Here is a 22,397-nt window from a genome sequence, read left to right on the forward strand (position 1 = left end):
TTCGTCGGATGCGCGGCGCTGGTGGTGGCCGCGCGCAAACCGTGCGTCGGGGCGAGTGACAAAAGTCCTCCGAATCCGTGTCCAATGCGTCGAGCGAGCTGGTATTGGGGCCCTGCCCGCCCGTGCTCGGCTCGGCGAGTCTGATCAGGTGAGACAAAAGGAGAACACCATGTTGCAGAGCACAGAATCGTTGGACGCGGTTGTGCGGATCTCGGTGGGGCGACACGTGTCCGCGGCGGCGACGGAGTATGCCCGCGACAAGATCGCGTGGGCGTTGCGGTACGCGTCGGAACCGGTGCTGTCGGTGCGGGTTCGGCTCGTGGGTCACGGAGACCCGGCGATCATCGATCCGATCGTGGCGCAAGCGAATGTGAACATGGCCGGTGTCTCGGTCCGGGTGCAGGTCACGGCCGCGACTACCCGCGAAGCTATCGACGCGGTCGCGGAGCGGTTGCGTGTTCGGCTGGAGCGCTTGTCGCGGCGCTGGGAAGCACAGCGCGGCGGCGACCACCTGCCCACCGATTCGGCGGGCTGGCACCATGGCGCCACGCCTCGACCGCGACTGCCCTATTTCCCCCGCCCCAACGAGGAACGTGAGGTTCTGCGTCGCAAGTCGTTCGCGTTGGCGGAAGAGACCTGTGACGAGGCGGCATTCGATATGTCGCTGATGGACTACGACTTCCACCTGTTCACCGAATCCGGAAGCGGTGTCGACAGCGTGCTGTACCGGTCGGGCCCGACGGGCCTTCGGCTGGCCCAACTCGACCCACGGCCCGATCAGGTGAGCCAGGGGGCGGTACCTGTCTCGATCAGTGCCGCGCGACCACCGGTGCTTGGTGTCGAAGCCGCGGTCGATCGGCTGGAGGTGACGGGGTGGCCGTTCGTGTTCTTCTGTGATGCGAACCGGGGCCGTGGACGGGTGCTCTACCACCGCTACGACGGGCACTACGGCTTCCTTACCCCGGCGGCGTTGTAGATGCGGATCATCGACGTGGCGGGCACTTCGGTGCGCTCCGCCGATCGGCAGGGCGGTGTGTCGTGAATGTTCTCGCGACGAGAACGGCACCGGTGGTGGCGGAGCGCGAAATCGCGATGACGTGCGACGGCGCGGTCCTCGAAGGGTGCCTTCGAGTTCCCGCGCTCCCGCTCGGCCTCGTGGTTCTCACGCATGGTGGCAGTGACGACCGGCACAGCCCACGGCACCGGTTCGTCGCGGATCTGCTGGGCGGGCATCGGCTCGCGACATTGACTGTCGATGTGTTGACCGCTGCCGAGTCGGCGGACAACGCCAAGGTGTTCGATGTCGAACTGTTCGGTGGCCGTCTCGCGGGCGTCCTGCGACGGCTGCCGGTGATCCCGGAGACACGGCGTCTTCCGGTCGGTCTGTTCGGGACCGGTTCGGCGGCACCGGCCGTATTGTGGGCGGCGGCTGAACCCGATGCGCGGGTCGAGGCGGTGGCCGTGCGCGGCGGTCGGCCCGACCTGGCAGGCGAGCGGTTGGCCCGGGTCGTCGCGCCGACATTGCTGCTGGTCGGGGGCGTGGATCCGCGGGTGCGGCAGCGTAATCGACACGCGGCGGGGTTGCTGGGCGGTGAGTGCCGGGTGACGGAGTTGAGCTCGCCGGGGCGGTCGTCGCGGGCCGGGTATCTGTCCTGGCGGGCCGCGTATTCGGCGGCGGTGTGGTTCACCGAGCATCTCGGTGCCGCGGCGGAGCCGACCAAGTGTACGGCCACCAGGAGGCGCTGAGGATGCCGGTCGAACCGGACCCGATCGTGGCGCGACTACTCAGCTCCGGGGAGCCGTCCATCCGGTGGCGGACGCTCGTCGGTGTACTCGGCCTGACCCCTCGGGATCCCGCGGTCGCCGCGGCGACCGCGGCGGTCCCGGGGAGCGAGCGCGTTCGGCGGCTGCTCTCCGAACGACTCGCCGACGGCACGCTGCCCTTCCACCCCTACAACGCGAAATGGCGCGGTGCGCACTGGGTGCTTGTCGCCCTGGCCGAACTCGGGTATCCGGTGGGTGACGAGTCATTGGTGCCGTTGCGTGAGCAAGCACTGGATTGGGTGCTGTCGCCGGAGTACGAGCGGCGTCATATCGGCCGGGTCCGGGGACAGGAGCTGCCGACGTTGCACGCGTCGATCGAGGGAAATCTGGTCTGGGCGCTGCTGCGGTTGGGGCTGGCCGACGAGCGGGTCGATCGCCTTGTCGATCGTCTGCTCCGTGCGCAGTGGCCAGACGGCGGCTGGAACTGTGATCGCCGAGCGACCGGCCACGTGTCGTCGTTCGGTGAGAGCCTTGTCCCGCTGCGTTCCATGAACGCTTATGCCCGCATCACCGGACGTACCGAGGCTCGCGAGGCGGTCCTCCGTGCCTGTGAATTGTTCCTCGGACGTCGACTGTTTCGCCGCCGCACCGACGGCTCCGTCATCGATCGGACTTTTCTGCAGCTGCACTTTCCGTGCTACTGGCACTACGACATCCTGTTCGCGCTGACGGTTCTGGCCGAGGCGGAGCTGATCAGCGACCCACGCTGCACCGAGGCGCTGGACGTGCTCGAGGCGAAACGGTTGAGCGACGGAGGATTTCCCGCGGAGGCCAAGTTCTATCGGGTCAGCTCCGCGCACCCCGGCGGGGGGTCTTCGTCGGTCAGCTGGGGACCGACCAGTCGCCGGTTGTCGAACGAATGGGTGAGTTGCGTTGCGCTCACCGCGCTGACGGCGGCTGGGCGGCGCCGCGCCGGATGTCGTCAGCGCGGTGAGAGCTGACACCGACTCGGATCCGCGCTGGTCTGTCCCCGGGGTTGTCCCACTCGATGTCGGTGAAGGCGTGCCGTTCTCCGTCGGTCGGCGCCGCGCGGCGCGGTGTCCGAGGACTCTGGTCGTAGCCGCTACGTCGCTGTGGCCGCCACACGCACCGATAGCGGCGTCGAACTCACGAGGGCGAGCGGTGCGCGAGGGCGACTCACCCGATGCGCTGATGGACGACCACGACCGGGCAACGCGCGCATTGGATCAGCGCGTTGCCGGTCGAGCCCAGCCGCAAGCCGGGGAAGCCGCCACGACCGCGGTTCGCCACGACGACGAGCTGCGCTGATGTGGACCACCCGAGCAAATGATGAGACGGGCCCGACAGGTAGATCTTCCGCCTGACCGAAACGCTCGGGTACTTCTCCTGCCAGCCGACCAACTGCTCGTTGATCAACTCCTGCGCGTCGGCGTAGGCGCGACCATCGGCCAGGACATCGGGTAGCCCGGCGAACCAACCGAACCGCAGGTCACTCCAGCAGTGAACGACGACGAGTTCGGCATGGCGCTCGTCGGCCTCGGCGAAGGCGGACGCCACTGCGGCGCGGCTGTATTCACTGTCGTCGACGCCGACGACTACCGGCCCGGCTCCGCGGGTCGGCTGCTCGGAACCGGCGTCGCGGACGACCACCACCGGGCCGCGTGCGTGCGCGGCGACGGTGAGTACGGTGGATCCGAACAGCCCACCGCCGCTGAGACCCACCGCGCCGATAGCCGTCAGGTGCGCGGTGGCGGATTCCTCGATGAGCCCCGCGGCGGCGGTTCCGTCGACAACGGCGGTCTCGATCGCCAGCGCGGGATCGATGGCTCGCGCCTGGAGTTTCGCCGCGCTGAGGCAGTCGGCGCCGAATTCGCGTATCGCTTCGGTGACTGAGCTCATCGGCGGGTCGCAGGGATCGAGCAGGATATGCGCGGCGGTCAGATCGGCAGCGTGCACGATGCGCAGAGGCCGTTGTCCGGCGGCGGCGGTCTCGGCTGCCCAGCGCACCGCCTGCCCGCCGGCTTCTGAGCCGTCGGTGCCGACCACGATCGGTGCGGCGGGGAAGTAGTGGTCGACGGTGGTCGCGGTCATGATTCGAGTCCCTTCGGGTGTTGTCTGACGGGGGTGTTTTCCCGTTCTCGAGGTCCGTCGTCGATGGTGCGAGGGCACAGGCAGGCGCGCTGCTCGCCGTATCAGGCGGGGGCAGTGGGCTAGCTGATCGCCAACTCGGCCGCTCCGTGGCGGTGGGGGACCCGGAAGCGGAAGCGCTCGATCCGGTCGGATTCGCCGGCTGCTCGGGGACAACCAGGACGGCGCATCGGGTGTGATGAAGGGCAGTGTGGGTAGCCCCGCTGGGGTACGGCCAGAACTGTCTGCGCGGTCGGGTGGTGACCACCAATTGCGCTGTGGCACCGAATCTTTCGATCGCGGTGCGGGTATTACCGAAGTAGGTGACCAGCCGAGCCCGGACGGAGGGGAACTGGCGTCCGTGGTCGGTCAGCAGCTTCTCGATCTCCTCGTCCGCCCGTATCGCCGAGGCGCGCGCAGTCGGTCGGGTGACATTGACGACGACCATCTCGCTGTTGCGCTCGGTGGCGGCGCGCATCGCGGCCGTTATTGCACGGGAGGCGCCGCCGTCTGTAGGTGCGGTGACGACGAGTATCGGCCCCACGGCCGAAGCCCCGCTGTTCAAGGGCCGGACGACGGCGACAGGCGAGTAGGACGAGGCCGTCAGCGTGTTCGCCACCGACCCGAGCATCGCTCGCGCGGGTAAGCCTCGGCTCACACTGCCGACGACGACTTCGGACGCTTGCGCCGACAACCCGATGAGCCTGGTCGCCGGATCTCCGTGCAGGGCGAGCGTGCTGATCACCGGCGGGGTCGGTGAGGTTCGTGCCCACCGTTCGAGCACGGCGCGACGGGCGTTGTCGAGGATTTCCGCGCTTGTCACTGCGTCGACATGTCTCCCCGCGACATGGACCAGTTGCAGCGGTATCTGTCGGGCGTCGGCGACGACAGCGGCCCATTGTGCCGCACGGACCGACGTCGGTGAACCGTCTACGCCCACGACTACGGGCGGCGCCGCGGTGACCTGCCGGTCGTGCTCGTCGGTGGTGATCTCGCTCATATCTCCAGGGTGGCGGAGGCGGTCGGCCACCGGGAGAGCACCTGTACCTGAACAACCGGGACTTTTGGCACAGTTGCGTCGAGGGTCTGGCGAGACCTTGGATCGGCTACGGATTCGGTCGATCGTGGGGCGCGGATTCGCGCCGTCACGACCGTGGCCGCGGAGTAGGAAGACACGCTCTGCCAGCATCGTCGTCAGCTGCGTTCCGGCGATGTCAGCGATCAGCGCGGCGCCGGACGCGGCCACCCTGGCACGACATGATAACTCCGGGCTATTTCTCGCTCGGCGATGACGAGCGCCTCCCGAGTGTCATCGCCGATCTCGATGGGCAGGTGCGCGAGGCCTTCGTCATCGAGCAGGCGATTCAACCGCGCGCCCACTTCGCGGCCCGCGGTATGCACGGCCGGGGCCGTACCGACTCTTCGGGAAGCCTGCCAGATGCTGGCTCGTAGGGCTGAAGGTCCTATCGAGAAGGGGCTTTCGGTACTGGGCCCTGCCCGTGACTTCTGGTCTTCTGAGCCCAGGACGAACGGAAGGCGAGGGTGAACCTGTGCGACTGATCGAGATGGGGCGTGCGTCCCTGGCCGGAGTGCCGTCGTGATCGACTCGGGGAACGAGGGCGATCGGCAGCGCAGGGTGTTGGAGCTGGGGCGGTCAGAGGCATTACGCCTGTTGGCGAGCGCACCGATGGGAAGGGTGGTCTACACCCGTGATGCGCTGCCGGCGATCCGTCCGGTCAACCACCTCGTCGATGAGGACGGGTTGATCGTCGTGCGGACCCGCCTCCACTCCACGCTCACCGGACTCGCCTCCCACACCTCGCCGGTGGTGGTCACCTACGGCGCCGATGAGATCGACCCGGTGCGCCGTATCGGGTGGTCGGTGTCGGTGACCGGCCTGGCCCGCACAGTATCGGATCCCCGGCGCATCGAAAGTTACGAGCGGCGGTTGCGGCCCTGGGTGGAGGGCGCGATGGATGCCGTCATCACCATCGACCCCGACATCGTGACCGGTATCCGCCTCCTGGAACGGGAAGCCGGTGCGATCGGCGACGATCTTATCGACCGGCCGGTACCAGGTCGCAGCTGATGCCGTCGCCTGCTCTCGGCGGGCAGGTCACGGGCACGTGTCGATGATCGTCGTCCGTGACCGCAGGTAGCAGCGACGACACGAGCATGCCGGAATGTCTTGATCACCAACGGATCTCGGATTGGTACTCCATGTAGTAGCGGCTGCGACGCCCCGGACTGCTCGGACACGACCGACAGAGGTGTAGGCGCCCGCCCGGCCAGGGCCCATCTGCACCAGCCACGGCCAGACTGCGGCCGGGGCGATGGTGATCGCTCGCGTGGTGCGCAGTCCGGGCAGGCGCGGGAATTCGTCACCCGGCATCGCGGCCTCGTCGCCGGTCGCTCCCCGCGTTGAGAAGGCAGGTCAGCCGGGACGCACATACCCGCCTACCGGCAGTGCCATCGCTCTCGCTCGTGCGCGGAGGCTGTGTGGTGCTGGCCGAGCCATGAGTCCTACTCTCCGAGAGGTGATGTCGTCACGCCGGCGATGGCCGGAACGGGAACTTGGGTGACCGGAAGCCGTCGCTCGAGCGGCACAGGCTCGATCCCAGCAGGCAGACCGAGCCGCCGAGCACACCGAAGACGGGTTGCAGCCAATTGAACTGCCCGATCACCAGTGGCTGGATCGCGACCCAGCCCAGCAGAAGCAGCCCGCTGCCGATACCGGTGACCGCCGCGCTGGGCAGGGCCCGCAGCGCGAGTATCGCGGTGTAGGTCATCGGTACCCCGACGATCGCGGCGAGAAGCAACCCGGCCAAGACCTGGCTCTCGAGCGGGAGACGAGCGGTGATCTCCGGTCCGAGGTCGATGCCACCACCGATCAGGCCGATGGCCCCCGCGAATGCCCAGAACGCGACGAAGCCGGCGCTACCGATCAGGCCCGCGCGACGAGCACGCTGGACGCGACGCTGCTGAAATGTCGACATAGTTCCTCCGGTGTCGATCAGTCGATACCCCGAGTCTCGCTGTCGATTGCGTACCGAGTGAGAGTCGCAGTGCTCTTCGTCATGGGACCAGGGGACCTCTTCAGCGGGGGATTCCGTACTCGACTGCGCCCGTCCGGCGGTGTGAGGTCGAAGGGGGGCCGATACTCGGGGAGGGGCGCGCTCGTCGACGGCAACATGACAACGCGGGTGCGCCGCAAATCGAAGGAACGCCTGGATCAGGGGAGTAACGGTGGCCGACACATTGTCCGACAGCGACTTGATCGACCGCTACGTGTATGCGGTACTTATTCACATTCCGCGCCCCAGCCGCGGCAAGGTCGGCGCGGAATTGCGGACCAGAATCGCCGGGGAGGTGCCCGCACATCCGGTACGTGCGGTGCTTTCCCACCTCGGCCCGCCCGAGGATCAAGCTCGGCGATTCCGCGGCGCGCCGCGTCAGCTGATCGGCCCCCACCTGTACGACACCTATCTACGGGTGCTCTGGCCCGCCATGCGGACGATGGCGATCGTCGTGGGTGGCGTGAGCCTGCTGACGGCCTCCCTCGGTGGAGAAGCCGCGCCCACTGTCGTCGAGGTTCTCCAAGACGGGCTCACGTCCGCGTTCGCGGGCGCGGTGTACACCGCGTTCTGGGTGACGGTCGTTTTCGCGGTGATCGAGCGTGTCGCGCCGGGCGTGGTATTGCACGAATGGCGCCCCGACGATCTGGCACCGGTGCCACACGGGCGAGAGATCCCGCTCGGCGACGCCATCGGTGATCTGGTCTTCGCGATCACCGTGTTGGTCGTCGCGTTGTGTTTCTTCCCGGCGCTGGCGCCGCCGTTCCTCGCGGAGATCGCGCAGGGACTCGATTCCGGTGTGCTGAGCCGGCTGTTGCCTGCGGTGGTGGTCGTTGCCGTGCTGTGGATCGCTGTCGCCTGCGCGCAACTGATCGTTCGTGCCTGGACGTTGCCGGTCACCGCGTTGTCGATGGCGGCCGATCTGCTCGCCGTCGCGACCGCGGCCGCCGTCCTGGCGCATCGGCCCTATTTCTCCGACGTCTTCCTTGCCGACCTTCGCGGTGAACACGGTGAGGTGGGCAAAGGCCTCGACATCGGGATCGGGATCGGTGCTGTCGCGGTCGTTCTGGTCTGTGCCACCGGAATTGTCACCGCCGCGCGCAAGCATCTCGGTCACCGTCAGGACCGCCCGGATGGCGCCCGCTGATCGGTGTCGGATGCTGGTTTCGCGACCGGAAGGTACTTGGTCCAGTCGATCCGGGCGAGCATGACGACACCGACAAGGAGCCCGATTTGAACGGCGATGCCGTAGGGCGTGGTGAACGATGAGGTCAGGGTCTCGCCGAGACTGCGCTCGGCGACCCCGGCTACACCGATGTACAGCGAAAAGCTGACCAGTCTGCCCACAACGTGCGCGGTGGTGAGCGGAACAAGACGCAGACCCATGAGCCCGGCCGCCTCGAACATCTGCGCCGACGGTAGCGGAGAGAGAAGAAAGACTCCGATCGTGGCGAACCTGCGGCCACGACGACCGGTGAGATAGTCGCTGGCGGCCCGCAGGTTGGCCGTGCGTTGCGCGCCGAGGTGGCCACCGGCGCGACGGGTGGCGGCGGCGAGGACATAACGCCCCGCACCCGAGGCGACGGCGGTGGCGAGGACAAGCGGGACCGGATCGAGGTTCCAGTTCAGCCAGAAGAACACCACGAGCAGCGCGTTGGGCGGCCCGAAGGCCGGCAGCAAGTTCACGGTGAACAGGACGGCGGCAACAAGAAGCAGATGCGAGACTGTCGTGCTCATGACGGCGCTTTCGTCAGGTGAGGTTCCCCCTGAGTAGTGGACACCGACTTGACAGACCATCTGGTCTGTTTGAAAGGATGTCCGCATGCCTCCTCGTAAACGCCGGTCGTTCACGGCCGAGTACAAGGTCGAGGCCGCCCACCGGGTAATCGATACCGGTCGCACCATCGCCGAAGTCGCCCGCGAACTCGGCATCAACGACGGACTACTCAGCAACTGGGTCAAAGACGAACGACGACGTCTCGACGCCGCGCAAGCCGCTGGCGAAACACCCCTGCAAGCCGCCGAGAGAGCCGAGCTCCTCGCCTTGCGGAAGCGAGTTGCCGAGCAGGACAAGGACATTGCGTTCCTGAAAAAAGCCTCGGCGTACTTTGCCGCGATGGGTCAGAACCGGCCCGGTTCGAGCTGATGGTCAAGTACGCCTGCCCCGAGAACATCACCGAAACCGCAGGCACCGCCCTACCCGAAGGGCAACGATTCTCGATCCCGCGAATGGCTCGTCTGCTGAAAGTATCCAAGGCCGGCTACTACGCCTACGTGAAACGCAGGGCGAGGACCGTTCTCACCGATCGCCAGCAGCGGCGCGCGGACCTGGAAACGAAGATCTTGACCGTTCACCGCGATTCCCACGGCACCTACGGATCACCACGAATCACCGGCGAACTGCGCGATCAAGGGATGCGAGTCTCAGCGAATACCGTCGCCAAGATCATGGCTGAAATCGGGGTCGAGGGCATCAGTCCCCGCACCTTCAAAGTGAAAACCACGGTGCAGGACCCGGACGCGTCGTTCCCGCCCGACCGGGTGGCACGCCGGTTCGACCAAGGCCGCCCCGACGCTGTATGGACCACCGACATCACGTACTTGACCTGCGGTGAAGGCGACATGTTCCTGTGCGCGATCCGCGACGGACACACCCGCAAAGTGCTCGCTTACAGCCTGGCCGACCATATCGGTGCCGACATGGTCACCGAGGCCATCGACGCCGCCGTCGCCGCACGTGGTGGGCACTGCCGGGGCACGATCTTGCATTCGGACCGTGGTGGGGAGTTCACCGCGCATCTGACCGCGCGCGCCTGTTTCCGGCACGGTCTGCTGCGATCGATGGGTGCGACAGGGATTTGTTGGGACAACAGCCCCGCCGAATCGCTGTGGTCGAGTTTCAAGCATGAGCACTATTACCGGCACGCGTTCGCTACGAAGGCCGAACTTGTTGCTTCAGTTGACATGTGGATGAGTTTCTATAACACTACTCGGCGGCACTCCGCGATTGGGAATCAAAGTCCTGACAGCTACGAGCGGTCGCTCTCAGCGGCAGTAGCCTGAGCCGCATAGCCTCCCTGTCCACCATTCGGGGGGAACCTCAAGGGTGCTGAGAACGGTGTCGCGGTCGTACATCCCGAACCTTCCGCTGTTGCCGCCCGGCGGGGCTGATCGAACAAAGCCGCCTCAGCGGCGGGCGGCGAGTCTACGCAGCCGCTCGTGTTCGAGGACGAACACGGCGATGCTCGCGGTGAAGCTCAACGCTGTGGCGATCGCCCCGAGCACGGTCCAGCCGCCGAACCCGTACCCTGCCGCCGTCAGTGTCGATGCGAGTCCGACTATTCCGGTGAAGAAGAGCAGAATTCCGGGAATGTTGTAAGGGTCGGCGAGGCTCTCGCCCGGCTTGCTGTGGTACGCCACGCTGGAAGTGCTGTCGCTCACGGTGATTCCTCCGAAGTTGTTCCATCGGACCGGAATGGTTTCCACGGTCCGTCGACAAACTGTCCCTCCGCGGCCTGCGTTGTGGTGAGAGGCGTTGGTCCCCGACGGATTCGACCAAAGTCATCTGGGAGGAATTGGTACTCACCGATGGTGCCTGTCGGCCCTTATCTCGCCCTGGCCGGAAGGCCCATGGTTGTACTACCGACACATCGCCGCGTCACGCGGATCACGGAAGGAGACCGGACATGTACTGGTACGACCACGACGTCAGTGGCTGGCAATACGCCTGGATGGGCTTTGGAATGATCTTGTTCTGGGGCCTGTTGATCGTTGGTTTCGCGCTCGCCCTGCGATACCTGTTCCGTACGGACAGTGAGCGCCGCCCGCATCCGGTGCCGCCGGGCGCCGAGCATGTGCTGGCGGAGCGGTTCGCTAGAGGTGAGATCGATGCGAAGGAGTACGCGGATCGGTTGGCTGTTCTGCGCTCCGCCACGCGACAATGACCCGACGCGCGGGGCGGTGAGAGTTCACGGCGCCGGGCTCGACACGATCTCGGCAGAAACCGGCACATCACACAACGGAGCGGCCAGATGATGCGAGCGTGGCGAGTAGTCCGTCCGGGGCCGGTCGGGTCATCTGCTCCGCTGCAGTTCGGCGCGGAGCCGATGCCGGTACCCCGGGCTGACGAACTACTGGTGAGAGTGCTTTCCTGCGGCGTGTGCCGTACCGATCTGCATGTGGTCGAAGGCGACCTACCGGTCCATCGGCAGGCGGTGACACCAGGACACGAGGTGGTTGCGGAGGTCGTGTCCGTCCCCGACAGGTACGGCACTGTCACTGCCGGCGACCGGGTCGGCATTCCGTGGCTGCGGCAGACCTGCGGTGTGTGCCGGTACTGCCTGCGCGGCGCGGAGAACCTGTGTCCCCGGTCGCGCTACACCGGGTGGGACGCCCACGGCGGTTATGCCGAATTCGCTACTGTTCCCGCTGATTTCGCGCTACCGCTGCCGTCCGGGTATTCCGACCAGGAGCTGGCTCCGCTGTTGTGCGCCGGCGTCATCGGGTACCACGCCCTGGTGCGCGCCGAGGTTCCCGCGAACGGGGTTCTCGGCATCTACGGTTTCGGCGGCAGCGCCCACCTCACCGCGCAGATCGCGCTGGCCCGGGGTGCTCGTGTCCATGTGATGACGAGGGACCCGGCGGCCAGGGAACTGGCCTTGGCGCTCGGTGCGGATTCGGCGCAGGGTGCCGCCGGCGCGGCACCTGAGCCGCTGGATTCCGCGATCCTGTTCGCCCCGGTCGGCGAGTTGGTACTGCCCGCGATGGAGGCGCTGGATGCGGGGGGCACGTTGGCGATCGCCGGCATTCATCTCACCGATGTGCCGGCGCTGAACTATCAGCGACACCTGTTCCGAGAACGCCAGATTCGTAGCGTCACATCCAACACCCGTGCGCAGGCCCGGGAATTTCTCACGCTGGCACAGCAACGTCGGCTGAGCGTCTCGACCCATCGCTACCCGCTCGAGCATGCCGATCGCGCGTTGCTCGACCTGTCGCTCGGCCGATTCGACGGTGCCGCCGTGCTGGTGCCCTGACCGGCGCGACCACGGAGTCGGCCCGGAACGCTGACCGTGTCAGGCCTTGGGCCGCGGGCAGGCGAGGGGGGAGGGCTGATCGGTCGTCAGTGCCGGTCCGGCGACCTGAGATCGGCCGCCATCACGGCGGCCTGCGTTCGACGCTCGACACCGAGTTTGGTGAGCAGACGTGATACGTAGTTCTTGACCGTCTTCTCCGCCAGGAACATCCTGGCGGCGATCTGGCGGTTGGTCAGGCCCTCACCGAGCAGCGCGAGCAGGGTTCGTTCCCGCTCGGTGAGTGCGGCAAGGGGCCCGGTCTTCTCCTCGGCCTCGGCGCGCAGCTTGGCCATCAGTGCCGCCGCGGCCCGGTTGTCGAGCATCGATCTGCCCTCACCGACCGCGCGCACCGCGTTGATCAGTTCCAGGCTCTTGATGTCCTTGACGACGTAGCCGCTCGCTCCGGACAGGATCGCGTTGAGCATGGCCTGCTCGTCGGTGAACGAGGTCAGGATCAGACAGCGAAGCTCGGGCATGCTCGAGTGCAACTCGCGGCACAGCTCGATGCCGTTGCCGTCGGGCAGGCGGACATCGAGCACCGCGACGTCGGGGCGCAGGGCAGGAATCGGGCAAGCGCATGCGCGCAACTGTCTGCCTCGCCGATCACCTGGAGGTCTGGTTCGAAGTCGATCAGGTCACCGACACCGCGCCGGACGATCTCGTGGTCATCGACCAGGAAGACCTTGATCATCGAGGTTCCTCTCTCGGGGGTATGGGCGAGCGGCGATCTCGTTGTTGCCGGCGGCTGAGCAATGGTGGCGTGTTCGGTGTTCGCGATCGGCGCGTCATCTCGGCGCACCAGGAAGGGCCAGCGCGGTGGTGGCCAGCTGCGATGCCCATTCGGTAGCCCGCTCGAGCTCACCGGATCTCAGTGGCCCGGTCATGTCCTCGACATGGAAATCGGCGGGGGCGACCGCGAGGTGGTATCCCAGATGACGCAAGCGTTTGGCGATGCCTTTCGCCGCCGAACCCGGCAGCCACGGCGGGCGGGCGATCTTGGTGCCGAAGGCGGCCGCCGAGCGCGGCGACGGCACGGGCAGTGCCGCGTCGAGCCACTCGCGGATACCGATCTCGATCTCGACGGCATCGTCTGTCCGGCCTGCCGCGTCTTGGCGGGTGGTGGTGCGGCTGAGTCCGAAGGCATGGGTCGGACCACCCACGACGAGCAGGTCGACCTGCGGTGCGGGGTGATTCACGACCTCGGCCACGTGCGCCACGGTCACCTCGAAGTGTGGCCGCAAACCGGCAGCGATAGCTTCGGCAACCGCAGCGGTGTTGCCGAACATGGACTCGTAGACAACCTGTGCACGCATTGATTCATCTCGTTTCACGGTCGGAAGGCTTGCGATAGAGCGGTGGCGGGGTGCCGAGAGCGGCAACGGCAACGGCGAAGACGACACATACCGGCTGCAACCAGCTCAACTCACGCAGCAGCACGAGCTGCAGCAGAATCCAGCCGACCAGTGCGCAGGCGGCGATCATCGCCGTCCGCGCGGTACGCGGATCGTCCTGGGCGGCAGCCAGCGCGACGACAGTCATCGGCACGCCGACCACCATGGCGAGTGCCACTCCGGCCAGAATCGGGCTCTGCCAGGGGAGACTGTCCACGGTCGCAGGGCTCAGCGCCACCGCGCCGGTGATCAGACCGAGCGCCCCGGCGAACGCCCATGTCGCCATCAGGCCGCCGATCAGGCACACGATGGACCGACGAGGGTCGAGTCGCCGCACGTACATCGAGATCATGACCCCAGCATGGCGGCTCAGCCGCGGCCCGGGTCAGGGCCGAAGGTCCTGGGCACCGAGGACCAGCGTCCCGATCGATGACCTTCGGTCATCCCGCGGCGCGGCACGCGCATCAACGCCGCGACGTTGTCGATGCGTCGGGCAACTTCTCGGACCAGCCCGCCAATCGCTCGGCCAGCAGCGCCTCCTCAGCGACCGCGAAGTCCTCGATGGGCGTTTCCAGGTAGCCGACGCCGCCGAACTGGCCTCCTGCCAGATCACTCCACGCTGCACCGCGATCAGTTCGGCGCCGCGAAGCGAGGCTTCGGCGAACGCCGCCCCGATCGCGGGCTCGCCGACGCTACTGCCGTCGACACCGACCACCACCGGGCCGTCGCGGCGGTCGGGATCGGGCCCGCGCGTGACGACGACGGCCCGATGGGCGTTCGATCGGCGATTGGTTCGGTGCAGTGCACGATGTGCAGCGCACGACCGCGATCCGCGGCCGTGCGTGCCGCCCAGCGGACGGCAGTATTCGATCCGTCCGAGCCGTCGGCTCCGACAACGACCGCGGCCGAGGCGCTCTGGTGCGGGCTCTCACTGTGCTGTGTCATGGTCGTCTCCTGAAGTCGGGGAGTTTCAGGCCGAATGGTCGGATGTCGTGCGGTGATGTTCGGTGAAAGGGGCGGAGTCGCCGTGCCAGGCGTTGTAGGCGGCAACGACGGACTCGGCCAGTGGCGCGCTGGTGTCCACTGTGACAGCGTCGGGCCATTCGATCTCGAAGTCCGCCATGGCGTCGGCGATCTCGGCAGTGGCGTCCGACTCGCTGCCGCGTCGGTCGCCGATTCGCTGGTGGGCCAGTTCTCTGGGGCAGACACACCGCAGCGCGATCAGTTCGGCGGCGACGTCACCGGCCAGCTTCGCCGCGCGGCGGCGCTCCTCCTCGCTGTTCCAGCTCGCATCGAGGATCACCGAGACGCCGTGGGTCAGAAGTTCACGCGCGCGGTCGAGAAGCTCGTCGTAGACCCGTGCTCGGTTGGCGGGGGAGTATCGGCCCACTCCGAACCGCCCGATGTCGCCGGTGATCTGCGCGGTGTTCGCCAGTTCCACCCGCACGCGGTCGCTGGCGAGCAGCGCGGCCCCGGTCCGCTCGGCCAGCCGCGCGGCGACCGTTGATTTCCCGGTCCCGGGTAGCCCGCCGACCAGGACAAGGCGCACCGCGCTGTTGTCGAGGCGGTCCGCGGCGATACGTAGATGCCTGTTCAGTCGCGCACCAGCCGTGGAATCGCCTTGCCCGGCGCGGACGAGATCCACCTTCGCTCGGACCGTGGCGCGGTAGGCGATGTAGTGGTCGCGCAGTGATGCCGGCGCCGGATCATTCTGCGCGCGTGCATAGTTCGCGACGAATTCGTCGGCCAGCCGGCGATGGCCGAGGTATTCGAAGTCCATCGCGAGGAAAGCGATGTCGTCCAAGCAGTCGACGTAGCGCAGTTGATCGTCGAAATCCAGGCAATCGAGTACCCGGAAGCCGTCGGTCAGGTCGAAGATGTCCTCGGCCAGCAGGTCGCCGTGACCGTCGACGATGCGCCGCTGCGCGATCCGGTCCTCGAACAGTTCGGCCCGGCCCTCGAGGTAGGTCATCGCGCGCCGGTCGATCCGGTCGAGCAGTTCCGAATCGATCAGTTCCCCGGGCCCGGTGCGCAGGGGATCGAGCAAGCTACGCCACCGGCCGCGCACCGCGCCTGCCGTGCCTGCCTGGTCGATGTCAGATCCTCGTCGCGCCTTGCGATGGAACTCCGCCAGCAGGTCGACGAGCGCAGTGAGATCTGCCGTGGGCAGCTCGTTCGCGGTGAGCAGGGCCGACAGGCGGCGATGCGCGGGCATGCGGCGCATGACCAACACGGGTTCGACCGGTCCGCCCTCGGGATCGCTGAGATGGGCGATCCCGAGATAGACATCGGGCGCCAGCCGGGCATTGAGCGTCAGTTCGCGGGCACAGGCGCGTTCGCGCAGCGCCGGCGTGCTGAAGTCGAGAAAATCGGTGCGCAGTGGCTTCTTGGTCTTGTAGGCCCGCTCACCGCACAGCAGCACGACACCGGAATGTGTTTCGTGTACCTGCGCCGACGGTGGTGGGACCGTGGAACCGGGCTCAGGGTTCATGAGGGCAGCACCAGCGAGGCGCCCGCGGTGGCGCCGCCGTCGAGTACGAACTCCGAGCCGGTGGAGAAGGTCGCCTCGGTGACGACGAAGCCGACCATCGCGGCGACTTCCTCCGGCTCACCGAAGCGCGCGAGTGGCTGGCCCGCGGCGACACTGGGATCCATGGCGGCGGTCATCGGAGTTCGGATGGGGCCGGGATGAACCGAACAGACTCGGATTCCCGCCGCGCCGAGTTCCAGGGCCGCCGCCTTGGTCAGCCCGCGCAGGCCCCACTTGCTGGCGACGTAGCCAGCGATGCCGGAATAGCCGATGAGTCCCGCGGTCGAGGACACATTGACGATCACACCATCGCCCGCGGCGCGCAGGCGTGGCGCGGCCAGGTGCATCCCGAGCCACGAGCCGACCAGATTCACATCGAGGACATGGCGGAACTGTGACGGCGACTCGGACTCGACACCGCCGAAATCGAGGATGCCGGCATTGTTGACCAGAACGGCCAGCGGCCCGAAGTTCGCTTCGGCGTCGTCGAGCACCCGCCGCCATTCGCTTTCGTCGGTGACGTCGAGATGACAGAACATCGCCTGGGTGCCGATCGCGGCGGCCGTGTCGCGTCCTTCTCGTTCCAGCAGGTCCGCGACGACGACGCCCGCGCCGGATTTGGCGAGGGTATGTGCGACGGCCGCGCCGATGCCGCGCGCGCCGCCGGTGACGACGACGCTACGTCCGTGGAGATCAGTCATGATGATCGAGCCTTTCCTGTCGGTTGTCGAAAGCGGGTCTTCAGGCCGGGCGGAGGCGATCCGCGGTAACGGCCAGTGCGTGGTCGAGCAGGACTCGACGTTCGGCGGACGCGACGACACGGCGTGTCGCGGCGACCGCGTCCGGCGTCACCGACACCGATGTGATCCCCATGCGCACCAGATGTTCGGCGAAGGCAGGCCGGTTCGAGGGCGCCTGGCCACACAGCGACGAGGTGATGCCCAGTCGCCGGGCGGTCGCGATGATGCGCGAAATCGCGTCCAGTACCGTCGGATCCGATTCGTCGAACAGCTCGGCGCAGTGCTCGGAGTCGCGGTCCACACCCAGCATCAGCTGGGTGAGGTCGTTGCTGCCGATGGAGACGCCGTCGATACCGAGGCCGACGTATTCGGGCAGCCAGTGCAGCACCGACGGCACCTCGGCCATCACCCATCGGTGCAGGCCACGCTGCTGCCCCAGCGCGCTGGCGTCGATGAGTTCCAGGCACGCTTCCAGTTCCCAGCGGGTGCGCACGAACGGGATCATCACGTGCAGGTTCGGGTGGTCTCGGCGGGCGCGGGCCAGCGCCGTGAGTTCGGCGGTGAACAGATCGGGTTCGCGGATGTAGCGGTAGCAGCCGCGGTAGCCGATCATCGGGTTGTGTTCGACGGGCTCGTACTGTTCGCCACCGCGGAGCGCGCGGAATTCGTTGCTGCGGAAGTCGGTGGTGCGATAGATCACCGGGCGAGAGCCGAACGGTGCGGCGATGCGGCGCAGCGACTCGCTCATCCGGTCGATGAACAGCTGCTGTTCGCCGCGCGCCAGGAGATCTCGGGGATGGCGGCCGTCGAGCGCGCGGGTGAGCAGGGTTTCCGCGCGCAGCAGTCCGACCCCGTCGACGTCGTCGGCCGCGACCGCCGCCGCGGTGTCGGGGGTCGCCAGGTTGACGTAGATCTTGGTCGCGGTCGGCTCTGCCGGGGCGCGGCGCGGTTCGACGTGGGCGCTGGGCCGATGTACCGGGACGTCGGTAGCGCCCGCGGTGACCTGCCCGGTAGAACCGTCGACTGTCACGCTGGTGCCGTCGGTGAGAGTTGTCGTGGCGGTGCGGGCACCGACGATGCACGGAATACCGAGTTCGCGTGCCACGATGGCGGCGTGGCACGTCATGCCGCCGCTGTCGGTGACCACGGCCGCGGCGCGCGACAGCGTTGGTAACCAGTCCGGGTTCGTCATCGGCGCGACGAGGACCTCGCCCTCGCGCAGCAGCTGCCCCAGATCGGGCGAAGCCAGCACGCGGACGGGCCCGGACGCCACACCGGGTGCGGCGCCGATGCCCTGGATCAGCGTCTCGCGCTTGACAGGTTCAGCACTCGGCTCGGTAACGGCCTCGGTCGGCGTCGTGATGGGTCGCGCCTGCACGATCCACAGGGCGCCCTCGTTGTCGAAGACCCACTCGATGTCCTGGGGGATCCCGTGGTGGAAAGCCTGCACTGTCAGCGCGAGCCGGGCGACCGCCCGGGCCTGCTCGTCGGTCAGAACCGGGGAGGCGGGGTCGGCGGCATCCAGTTCGACCCGGCGGTCACCATCCGAACCGGAGACGATCGCGAAGTGCTGCCGCCCGATACGGGTATGGAGCAGGTTCGGACCTGCGGCGTCGAGCAGGTAGGTATCGGGCTCGACCGCACCCGAGACGACGACTTCGCCCAGACCACGTGCGGCTTCGACGACGACGCGATCGCGTCGTCGGGTCGTTGGGTCCGCGCTGAAAGCGACCCCGGCGCATCGGGCATCGATCATGCGTTGCACGACCACGGCCATCGCCGGTCGGCCACGCATCCCACGACGGGCCCGGTAGGTCAGGACCCGGGGGGTGAACAGTGAGGCCCAGCAGTCGACCACGGCGGCCAGCAGCGTATCCCGGCCGCGAATATTGGTCCGTGTCACGTTCATCCCGGCGAAGGACGCGCCGGCGCTGTCCTCACCGATCGCCGAGGAGCGCACAGCGACCGGAACCTCGTCGCCGAGCGCGCGATAGGCCGCCGAGACGGGCCCGCCGATCGCGCCGTCGAGATCGACGGTGCGGATGATCGCCGCCATCTTCTCGCACCGCTCGGCGAGCAGGGTGGTGTCGTTCACCGATGCCAGGGCCTGGTCGTGCAGTTGCCCGAGTTCCGATCCGGCGGGACTGGCGGCAATCGCGTGTTCGTAGGCGGCGGCCAGAACGACGAAGCCTGCGGGCACCGGCAGATCCGCGGCGACGAGTTCACCGAGGTTGGCGCCCTTGCCACCGGCCCGGTCGGCGTCCTCCATCCGCAATGCACTGAACTCGGCGACGAATTCGCCCATCTCGGTCCTCGTTCCCGCTCGGTGTCGATGTCGGTTTCCAGCCTGATCGGAAGCTGGGCTCGTCGACACGGTCGAAGGTCCCGGGTGGGAGGGCATTGGTCCCGTACTGCGTGCGTGGTTGCCTACGGTGCGTGATCGGATCGGGTGCTGAATGTCGATGTCGCCGAGGCGTGTGCCTACCGCCACGACAACATCGAGTCGGCCGGACTGCTGGCCGCTTACCCGGTGACGTGAGCGCCGCGGAGTCCGAAATGCCCTTGGAACAAGGACTTCGGCATCTGGCGACCCACTTCCCGTCGAGACGATGATTCACCCGTTGTCGATCCGCGTGCAGGGCAGGGCCCAGGCCGACCGTGAACAGCCAGACGTTCTTGCCCGTCAAGGTAGGCAGGTTGTGGCGGATGTAGGCGGTCGCCTCGGGGAGCAGGTCCACAGTGTGGATGGCGCTGCCGATGACGACGGGGTCGACTCGGGTCAGGTCGGGTGCGTGCTCGATGTCGTGCAGTTCGGCGTTCGCGCCGCGCGAGACCAGTTCTTCGTAGATGAACTCCGCGATATGGCGGGTGGAGCCTTGCGCGGTGGCGAACAGGACTGCGACGTGGGTGCAGGTGTTGCGGTCATGGTGCCAGCGTCGCTCGGGAAGGTCGCTGCGGGGCAGAGCCTGGATACCTGTTTTCCCGGGACCTCTGGTACCGCCCGGGTGGCATCGCGACGCGATGACAAACGACGACCACCGCCAGGACTTTCGGCTCTCCCCGATGTGCCGGGTCGGCGCGACGATCAGAGTATGACCAATGATCCCGCCATCGCCATTTCGGGGCTGACCAAGTCCTTCGGCCCGACCTTGGCACTGGACGCGCTGGACCTGACCGTTCACCGAGGCGAGATACACGGATTCCTCGGACCGAACGGCGCCGGAAAGACGACAACGATCCGGATTCTGCTGGGCCTGGTGCGCGCGGACTCGGGTACGGTCCGCGTACTGGGTTCGGACCCATGGACCGATGCGGTGGCTGTGCACACCCGGCTGGCCTATGTGCCCGGCGAGGTCACCTTGTGGCCGGGGATCACGGGCGGGGAGACCATCGATCTGCTCGCCAAACTCCGCGGCGGCATCGACCCGCGCAGGCGTGCCGAGCTACTCGCCCGTTTCGAGCTGGATCCGTCGGTCAAGGCGCGCGCCTACTCCAAGGGCAACCGGCAGAAGGTGGCGCTGGTGGCGGCGCTGGCCTCGGACGCCGAGTTGTTCCTGTTCGACGAACCGACCGCGGGCCTGGATCCGTTGAAGGAGATGGAGTTCCAGCACTGCTGCCGCGAGCTGGTCGCCGAGGGGCGCACGGTGCTGCTGTCGAGTCATCTGCTCGCCGAGGTGGAGGCGCTCTGCGATCGGGTCAGTATCGTCCGTAGCGGACGCACTGTGGAGACGGGAACACTGACCGAGTTGCGACATCTGCGCAGCACCACGATCGACGTCGAGACCGAGCGTCCCGCCACCGCGCTGGCGGCCTCGACCGGTGTGCGCAACCTGATCGTCGAGGACCGTCACGTCCGTTTCGAGGTCGACACCGCGGATCTGGATGCGGTGCTGCGTGTACTGACCGATCTCGGTGTTGTCTCTCTGGCCAGTGCGAAACCGACGCTGGAAGACATCTTCCTGCGCCACTACACCAGTGACCCGGCATCGACGGCGGTGGCATCGTGAACACCGCGATCGCGCACCCCGAGACGGCGGGCGTCAGTACCCTGGTCCGGTTCACGATGCGTCGTGAACGGCGGATACTGCCCTGGTGGTTGCTCGGGACAGCCGTACTGATGGCGCTGCAATCGGTGAGCAGCCAGAACTTCTACGACACGCCTGCCAAGCTCGCACAGCTGCGCGCCACGATGGAAGCCAACGCGGCCATCGTGGCGATGGGCGGTCCGACACGGCTGCTGGAAACAGTCGGTGGCGAGGTCGTTTTCGAGATCTTCGCCTACCTGGCGATCGTTGTGTCGCTGATGAACATGTTCCTCATCGGCCGCAACACCCGCTCGGACGAGGAGACCGGGCGCGCCGAGCTGGTCCGGTCGGCGCCGGTCGGCCGCCGCTCGATCATCGTCGCCGCTCTCGTCGTCGCGCTCGTGGTCGACGCCGTCGTGGCCGTGGTGGTTGCCGGCACCGCGGTGGTGACCGGGCTGCCGGTGGCGGGGTCGGTGTTGGTCGGGATGTCGGTCGCGGGCATCGGGTTCACCGTCGCCGCGGCGACGGCTGTGGTGGCTCAGGTCTTCGAGAACCCTCGCAGTGTCTACGGCGCCGTCACCGCGCTGATCGCGGTGATGTATGTGGCACGGGCGATCGGTGACACCGGCACGGACGCGGTCGCCTGGGTTTCACCGATCGGATGGGGACAGCGAACGTTTCCCTACGTCGATGACCGCTGGTGGCCGCTGGCGTTGTTCGCCGCGGTATCGGCGGTGCTCATCGCCACCGCTTTCTGGTTGTCGCGGCGGCGCGATTTCGGCGCCGGGTTGTTCGGCTACCGCATCGGACGCGCCACGGCCTCGCCGTTGCTCGGCTCGCCGGTAGGACTTACCTGGCGGTTGCAGCGAGGCGCCGTGCTCGGGTGGGCGCTCGGTGCGGCCGTGCTGGGTGGCGCCTACGGTTCCTTCGCCGACAGTATCGAGCAGTTCCTGGCCGACAACCCGGAACTCGCGGCGTATCTCGGGGGAGACGTCCACGACGCGGTCGACTCGTATCTCGCGTTCACGCTGTCGATCAGCGCGCTGCTGGCGGCCGCGTGTGGGGTGGCCGGCATCTTGCGGGCACGGTCGGAGGAGGCCAGGGGGCTGTCGGAGTTGATCCTGTCGGCACCGGTCGGCCGCGTCCGCTGGCTCACGGGCTACGTGGCGGTAGCGCTGGTCGGCAGTGCCGTGGTGCTGGTCGCGGGTGGTTTCGGTGAAGGTTTGGCGCACGGTCTTCGCGTCGATGAACCGTTGCAGGCACTGCGGCTGGCGGTGTCGGCGCTGGCGTATCTGCCCGCGGTGTGGGTCGTCGTCGCCGTCGCCGCGGCGTTCGTCGGCTGGGCGCCGGAGATCTCGGCGGTGCTCGGATGGACGTATTACGGATACGTCGTTGTCGCCCTGCTGTTCATCGACGCGTTCGACCTGCCTGGATGGTTCGCCGGCGCTTCGCCGCTGCGGCACACCGCACTCGTCCCGCTACAACGTCCCGATGCGCTCGCGAGCGGCATCCTGCTCGCTGTGACGGTCGTGCTGACCGGCGTCGCCTGGGCGGGTATCAGGCGCCGTGATATAGGTCGCTGACCGCGGGCGGGGGCCACCTGGCGCGCCGCAAGCCCTTCGACGCTATTCGAGGTCTGTCCGATGAGTG

General features: G+C 67.4%; 23 protein-coding genes and 3 pseudogenes. 12 read left to right on the plus strand and 14 right to left on the minus strand.

What is annotated here, in order from left to right; translation table 11 throughout:
* The first annotated feature begins 169 nt into the window (after positions 1-169).
* The 3 genes from BOX37_RS14080 (at position 170) to BOX37_RS14095 (ending at position 2,765) form a co-directional block, all read left to right on the plus strand.
* Positions 170-976, plus strand: coding sequence for a ribosome hibernation promotion factor (locus BOX37_RS14080; RefSeq protein WP_084759646.1), 807 nt, complete (start codon positions 170-172; stop codon positions 974-976).
* A 179-nt stretch (positions 977-1,155) separates the two neighbouring features.
* Positions 1,156-1,746 carry a dienelactone hydrolase family protein gene (locus BOX37_RS14090; RefSeq protein WP_156910400.1) on the plus strand — a complete coding sequence of 197 codons (591 nt, stop codon included), beginning with the start codon at positions 1,156-1,158 and terminating at the stop codon, positions 1,744-1,746.
* 2 nt (positions 1,747-1,748) lie between these two features.
* On the plus strand, positions 1,749-2,765 hold the full coding sequence (locus BOX37_RS14095) for a hypothetical protein (RefSeq protein WP_156910401.1): 1,017 nt from the start codon (positions 1,749-1,751) through the stop codon (positions 2,763-2,765).
* A 196-nt stretch (positions 2,766-2,961) separates the two neighbouring features.
* Here BOX37_RS14095 and BOX37_RS14100 read toward each other — a convergent pair whose 3' ends face one another.
* A complete protein-coding gene (locus BOX37_RS14100) occupies positions 2,962-3,876 on the minus strand; it encodes a universal stress protein (RefSeq protein WP_071928046.1) in 915 nt (304 codons plus the stop codon).
* 464 nt (positions 3,877-4,340) lie between these two features.
* Between BOX37_RS14100 and BOX37_RS33990 the strand changes: the two genes are divergently transcribed.
* Entirely contained in the window at positions 4,341-4,505 is a 165-nt protein-coding gene (locus tag BOX37_RS33990) for a hypothetical protein (protein WP_156910402.1), read from the plus strand.
* A 35-nt stretch (positions 4,506-4,540) separates the two neighbouring features.
* Here the strand turns inward: BOX37_RS33990 and BOX37_RS36145 are convergent.
* Positions 4,541-5,101, minus strand: a pseudogene (locus tag BOX37_RS36145) (universal stress protein); the annotation flags it as partial.
* A 32-nt stretch (positions 5,102-5,133) separates the two neighbouring features.
* A complete protein-coding gene (locus BOX37_RS34645) occupies positions 5,134-5,313 on the minus strand; it encodes a hypothetical protein (protein WP_167659936.1) in 180 nt (59 codons plus the stop codon).
* A 196-nt stretch (positions 5,314-5,509) separates the two neighbouring features.
* On the opposite strand from BOX37_RS34645, the gene BOX37_RS14120 reads away from it, so the two are divergent.
* On the plus strand, positions 5,510-6,001 hold the full coding sequence (locus BOX37_RS14120) for a pyridoxamine 5'-phosphate oxidase family protein (RefSeq protein WP_071928049.1): 492 nt from the start codon (positions 5,510-5,512) through the stop codon (positions 5,999-6,001).
* A gap of 457 nt (positions 6,002-6,458) precedes the next feature.
* On the opposite strand, the gene BOX37_RS14125 is transcribed toward BOX37_RS14120, so the two are convergent.
* The gene (locus BOX37_RS14125; protein ID WP_071928050.1) at positions 6,459-6,908 is read right to left on the minus strand and encodes a hypothetical protein; all 450 of its coding nucleotides are present in this window, start codon (positions 6,906-6,908) and stop codon (positions 6,459-6,461) included.
* Positions 6,909-7,158: 250 nt separating this feature from the next.
* Between BOX37_RS14125 and BOX37_RS14130 the strand changes: the two genes are divergently transcribed.
* On the plus strand, positions 7,159-8,133 hold the full coding sequence (locus tag BOX37_RS14130; RefSeq protein WP_071928051.1) for a hypothetical protein: 975 nt from the start codon (positions 7,159-7,161) through the stop codon (positions 8,131-8,133).
* Here the strand turns inward: BOX37_RS14130 and BOX37_RS14135 are convergent.
* Positions 8,106-8,723, minus strand: coding sequence for a hypothetical protein (locus tag BOX37_RS14135; RefSeq protein WP_071928052.1), 618 nt, complete (start codon positions 8,721-8,723; stop codon positions 8,106-8,108). The two genes, BOX37_RS14130 and BOX37_RS14135, sit on opposite strands and share 28 nt — an antisense overlap.
* An 85-nt stretch (positions 8,724-8,808) precedes the next feature.
* Between BOX37_RS14135 and BOX37_RS14140 the strand changes: the two genes are divergently transcribed.
* Positions 8,809-9,132, plus strand: a complete 324-nt coding sequence (locus tag BOX37_RS14140) for a transposase (protein WP_071928053.1) — start codon at positions 8,809-8,811, stop codon at positions 9,130-9,132.
* Positions 9,132-10,049, plus strand: coding sequence for an IS3 family transposase (locus BOX37_RS14145; RefSeq protein WP_071928054.1), 918 nt, complete (start codon positions 9,132-9,134; stop codon positions 10,047-10,049). The genes BOX37_RS14140 and BOX37_RS14145 overlap by 1 nt, the downstream gene beginning before the upstream one ends.
* 123 nt (positions 10,050-10,172) lie before the next feature.
* Here the strand turns inward: BOX37_RS14145 and BOX37_RS14150 are convergent, their stop codons facing one another.
* Entirely contained in the window at positions 10,173-10,427 is a 255-nt protein-coding gene (locus BOX37_RS14150) for a hypothetical protein (protein WP_156910403.1), read from the minus strand.
* A 245-nt stretch (positions 10,428-10,672) separates the two neighbouring features.
* On the opposite strand from BOX37_RS14150, the gene BOX37_RS14155 reads away from it, so the two are divergent.
* Together BOX37_RS14155 and BOX37_RS14160 are read left to right on the plus strand one after the other, a co-directional pair.
* The gene (locus tag BOX37_RS14155) at positions 10,673-10,930 is read left to right on the plus strand and encodes an SHOCT domain-containing protein (protein ID WP_071928055.1); all 258 of its coding nucleotides are present in this window, start codon (positions 10,673-10,675) and stop codon (positions 10,928-10,930) included.
* Between the two features lie 90 nt (positions 10,931-11,020).
* Complete coding sequence (locus tag BOX37_RS14160; RefSeq protein ID WP_071931489.1) at positions 11,021-12,022, plus strand: zinc-binding alcohol dehydrogenase family protein; 1,002 nt, start codon at positions 11,021-11,023, stop codon at positions 12,020-12,022.
* A gap of 86 nt (positions 12,023-12,108) precedes the next feature.
* On the opposite strand, the pseudogene BOX37_RS14165 reads toward BOX37_RS14160, so the two are convergent.
* From BOX37_RS14165 to BOX37_RS35295, 8 genes and pseudogenes are all read right to left on the minus strand, one after another.
* Positions 12,109-12,752, minus strand: a pseudogene (locus BOX37_RS14165) (response regulator).
* 94 nt (positions 12,753-12,846) lie between these two features.
* Entirely contained in the window at positions 12,847-13,374 is a 528-nt protein-coding gene (locus tag BOX37_RS14170) for a flavodoxin domain-containing protein (protein ID WP_071928056.1), read from the minus strand.
* A gap of 4 nt (positions 13,375-13,378) precedes the next feature.
* Positions 13,379-13,804, minus strand: coding sequence for a hypothetical protein (locus BOX37_RS14175; RefSeq protein ID WP_071928057.1), 426 nt, complete (start codon positions 13,802-13,804; stop codon positions 13,379-13,381).
* A 278-nt stretch (positions 13,805-14,082) separates the two neighbouring features.
* Complete coding sequence (locus BOX37_RS14180) at positions 14,083-14,397, minus strand: universal stress protein (RefSeq protein ID WP_071928058.1); 315 nt, start codon at positions 14,395-14,397, stop codon at positions 14,083-14,085.
* A 25-nt stretch (positions 14,398-14,422) separates the two neighbouring features.
* Complete coding sequence (locus BOX37_RS14185; protein WP_071928059.1) at positions 14,423-15,943, minus strand: bifunctional aminoglycoside phosphotransferase/ATP-binding protein; 1,521 nt, start codon at positions 15,941-15,943, stop codon at positions 14,423-14,425.
* Complete coding sequence (locus tag BOX37_RS14190) at positions 15,940-16,683, minus strand: SDR family oxidoreductase (protein WP_071928060.1); 744 nt, start codon at positions 16,681-16,683, stop codon at positions 15,940-15,942. The genes BOX37_RS14185 and BOX37_RS14190 overlap by 4 nt, the downstream gene beginning before the upstream one ends.
* Before the next feature lie 40 nt (positions 16,684-16,723).
* The gene (ppsA, locus tag BOX37_RS14195) at positions 16,724-19,027 is read right to left on the minus strand and encodes a phosphoenolpyruvate synthase (protein WP_071928061.1); all 2,304 of its coding nucleotides are present in this window, start codon (positions 19,025-19,027) and stop codon (positions 16,724-16,726) included.
* Positions 19,028-19,391: 364 nt separating this feature from the next.
* Positions 19,392-19,919, minus strand: a pseudogene (locus BOX37_RS35295) (flavodoxin domain-containing protein); the annotation flags it as partial.
* Here BOX37_RS35295 and BOX37_RS14205 point away from each other — a divergent pair.
* On the plus strand, positions 19,815-20,729 hold the full coding sequence (locus BOX37_RS14205) for an ABC transporter ATP-binding protein (protein ID WP_071931490.1): 915 nt from the start codon (positions 19,815-19,817) through the stop codon (positions 20,727-20,729). The pseudogene BOX37_RS35295 and the gene BOX37_RS14205 overlap by 105 nt on opposite strands.
* A complete protein-coding gene (locus tag BOX37_RS14210) occupies positions 20,726-22,330 on the plus strand; it encodes an ABC transporter permease (protein ID WP_240505340.1) in 1,605 nt (534 codons plus the stop codon). Before BOX37_RS14205 ends, BOX37_RS14210 begins: the two co-directional genes overlap by 4 nt.
* Positions 22,331-22,397: the final 67 nt, after the last annotated feature.

Origin of the sequence: Nocardia mangyaensis (assembly GCF_001886715.1) — a bacterium.
GTDB lineage: Bacteria > Actinomycetota > Actinomycetes > Mycobacteriales > Mycobacteriaceae > Nocardia > Nocardia mangyaensis.

Coding starts and splice junctions, on each gene's coding strand:
- BOX37_RS14170 (WP_071928056.1), bottom strand. CDS start 13,374: ATGCGTGCACAGGTTGTCTACGAGTCCATGTTCGGCAACACCGCTGCG.
- BOX37_RS14145 (WP_071928054.1), top strand. CDS start 9,132: ATGGTCAAGTACGCCTGCCCCGAGAACATCACCGAAACCGCAGGCACC.
- BOX37_RS14205 (WP_071931490.1), top strand. CDS start 19,815: ATGACCAATGATCCCGCCATCGCCATTTCGGGGCTGACCAAGTCCTTC.
- BOX37_RS14095 (WP_156910401.1), top strand. CDS start 1,749: ATGCCGGTCGAACCGGACCCGATCGTGGCGCGACTACTCAGCTCCGGG.
- BOX37_RS14180 (WP_071928058.1), bottom strand. CDS start 14,397: ATGACACAGCACAGTGAGAGCCCGCACCAGAGCGCCTCGGCCGCGGTC.
- BOX37_RS14185 (WP_071928059.1), bottom strand. CDS start 15,943: ATGAACCCTGAGCCCGGTTCCACGGTCCCACCACCGTCGGCGCAGGTA.
- BOX37_RS14155 (WP_071928055.1), top strand. CDS start 10,673: ATGTACTGGTACGACCACGACGTCAGTGGCTGGCAATACGCCTGGATG.
- BOX37_RS14135 (WP_071928052.1), bottom strand. CDS start 8,723: ATGAGCACGACAGTCTCGCATCTGCTTCTTGTTGCCGCCGTCCTGTTC.
- BOX37_RS14160 (WP_071931489.1), top strand. CDS start 11,021: ATGCGAGCGTGGCGAGTAGTCCGTCCGGGGCCGGTCGGGTCATCTGCT.
- BOX37_RS14125 (WP_071928050.1), bottom strand. CDS start 6,908: ATGTCGACATTTCAGCAGCGTCGCGTCCAGCGTGCTCGTCGCGCGGGC.
- BOX37_RS14175 (WP_071928057.1), bottom strand. CDS start 13,804: ATGATCTCGATGTACGTGCGGCGACTCGACCCTCGTCGGTCCATCGTG.
- BOX37_RS14080 (WP_084759646.1), top strand. CDS start 170: ATGTTGCAGAGCACAGAATCGTTGGACGCGGTTGTGCGGATCTCGGTG.
- BOX37_RS14190 (WP_071928060.1), bottom strand. CDS start 16,683: ATGACTGATCTCCACGGACGTAGCGTCGTCGTCACCGGCGGCGCGCGC.
- ppsA (WP_071928061.1), bottom strand. CDS start 19,027: ATGGGCGAATTCGTCGCCGAGTTCAGTGCATTGCGGATGGAGGACGCC.
- BOX37_RS14100 (WP_071928046.1), bottom strand. CDS start 3,876: ATGACCGCGACCACCGTCGACCACTACTTCCCCGCCGCACCGATCGTG.
- BOX37_RS14140 (WP_071928053.1), top strand. CDS start 8,809: ATGCCTCCTCGTAAACGCCGGTCGTTCACGGCCGAGTACAAGGTCGAG.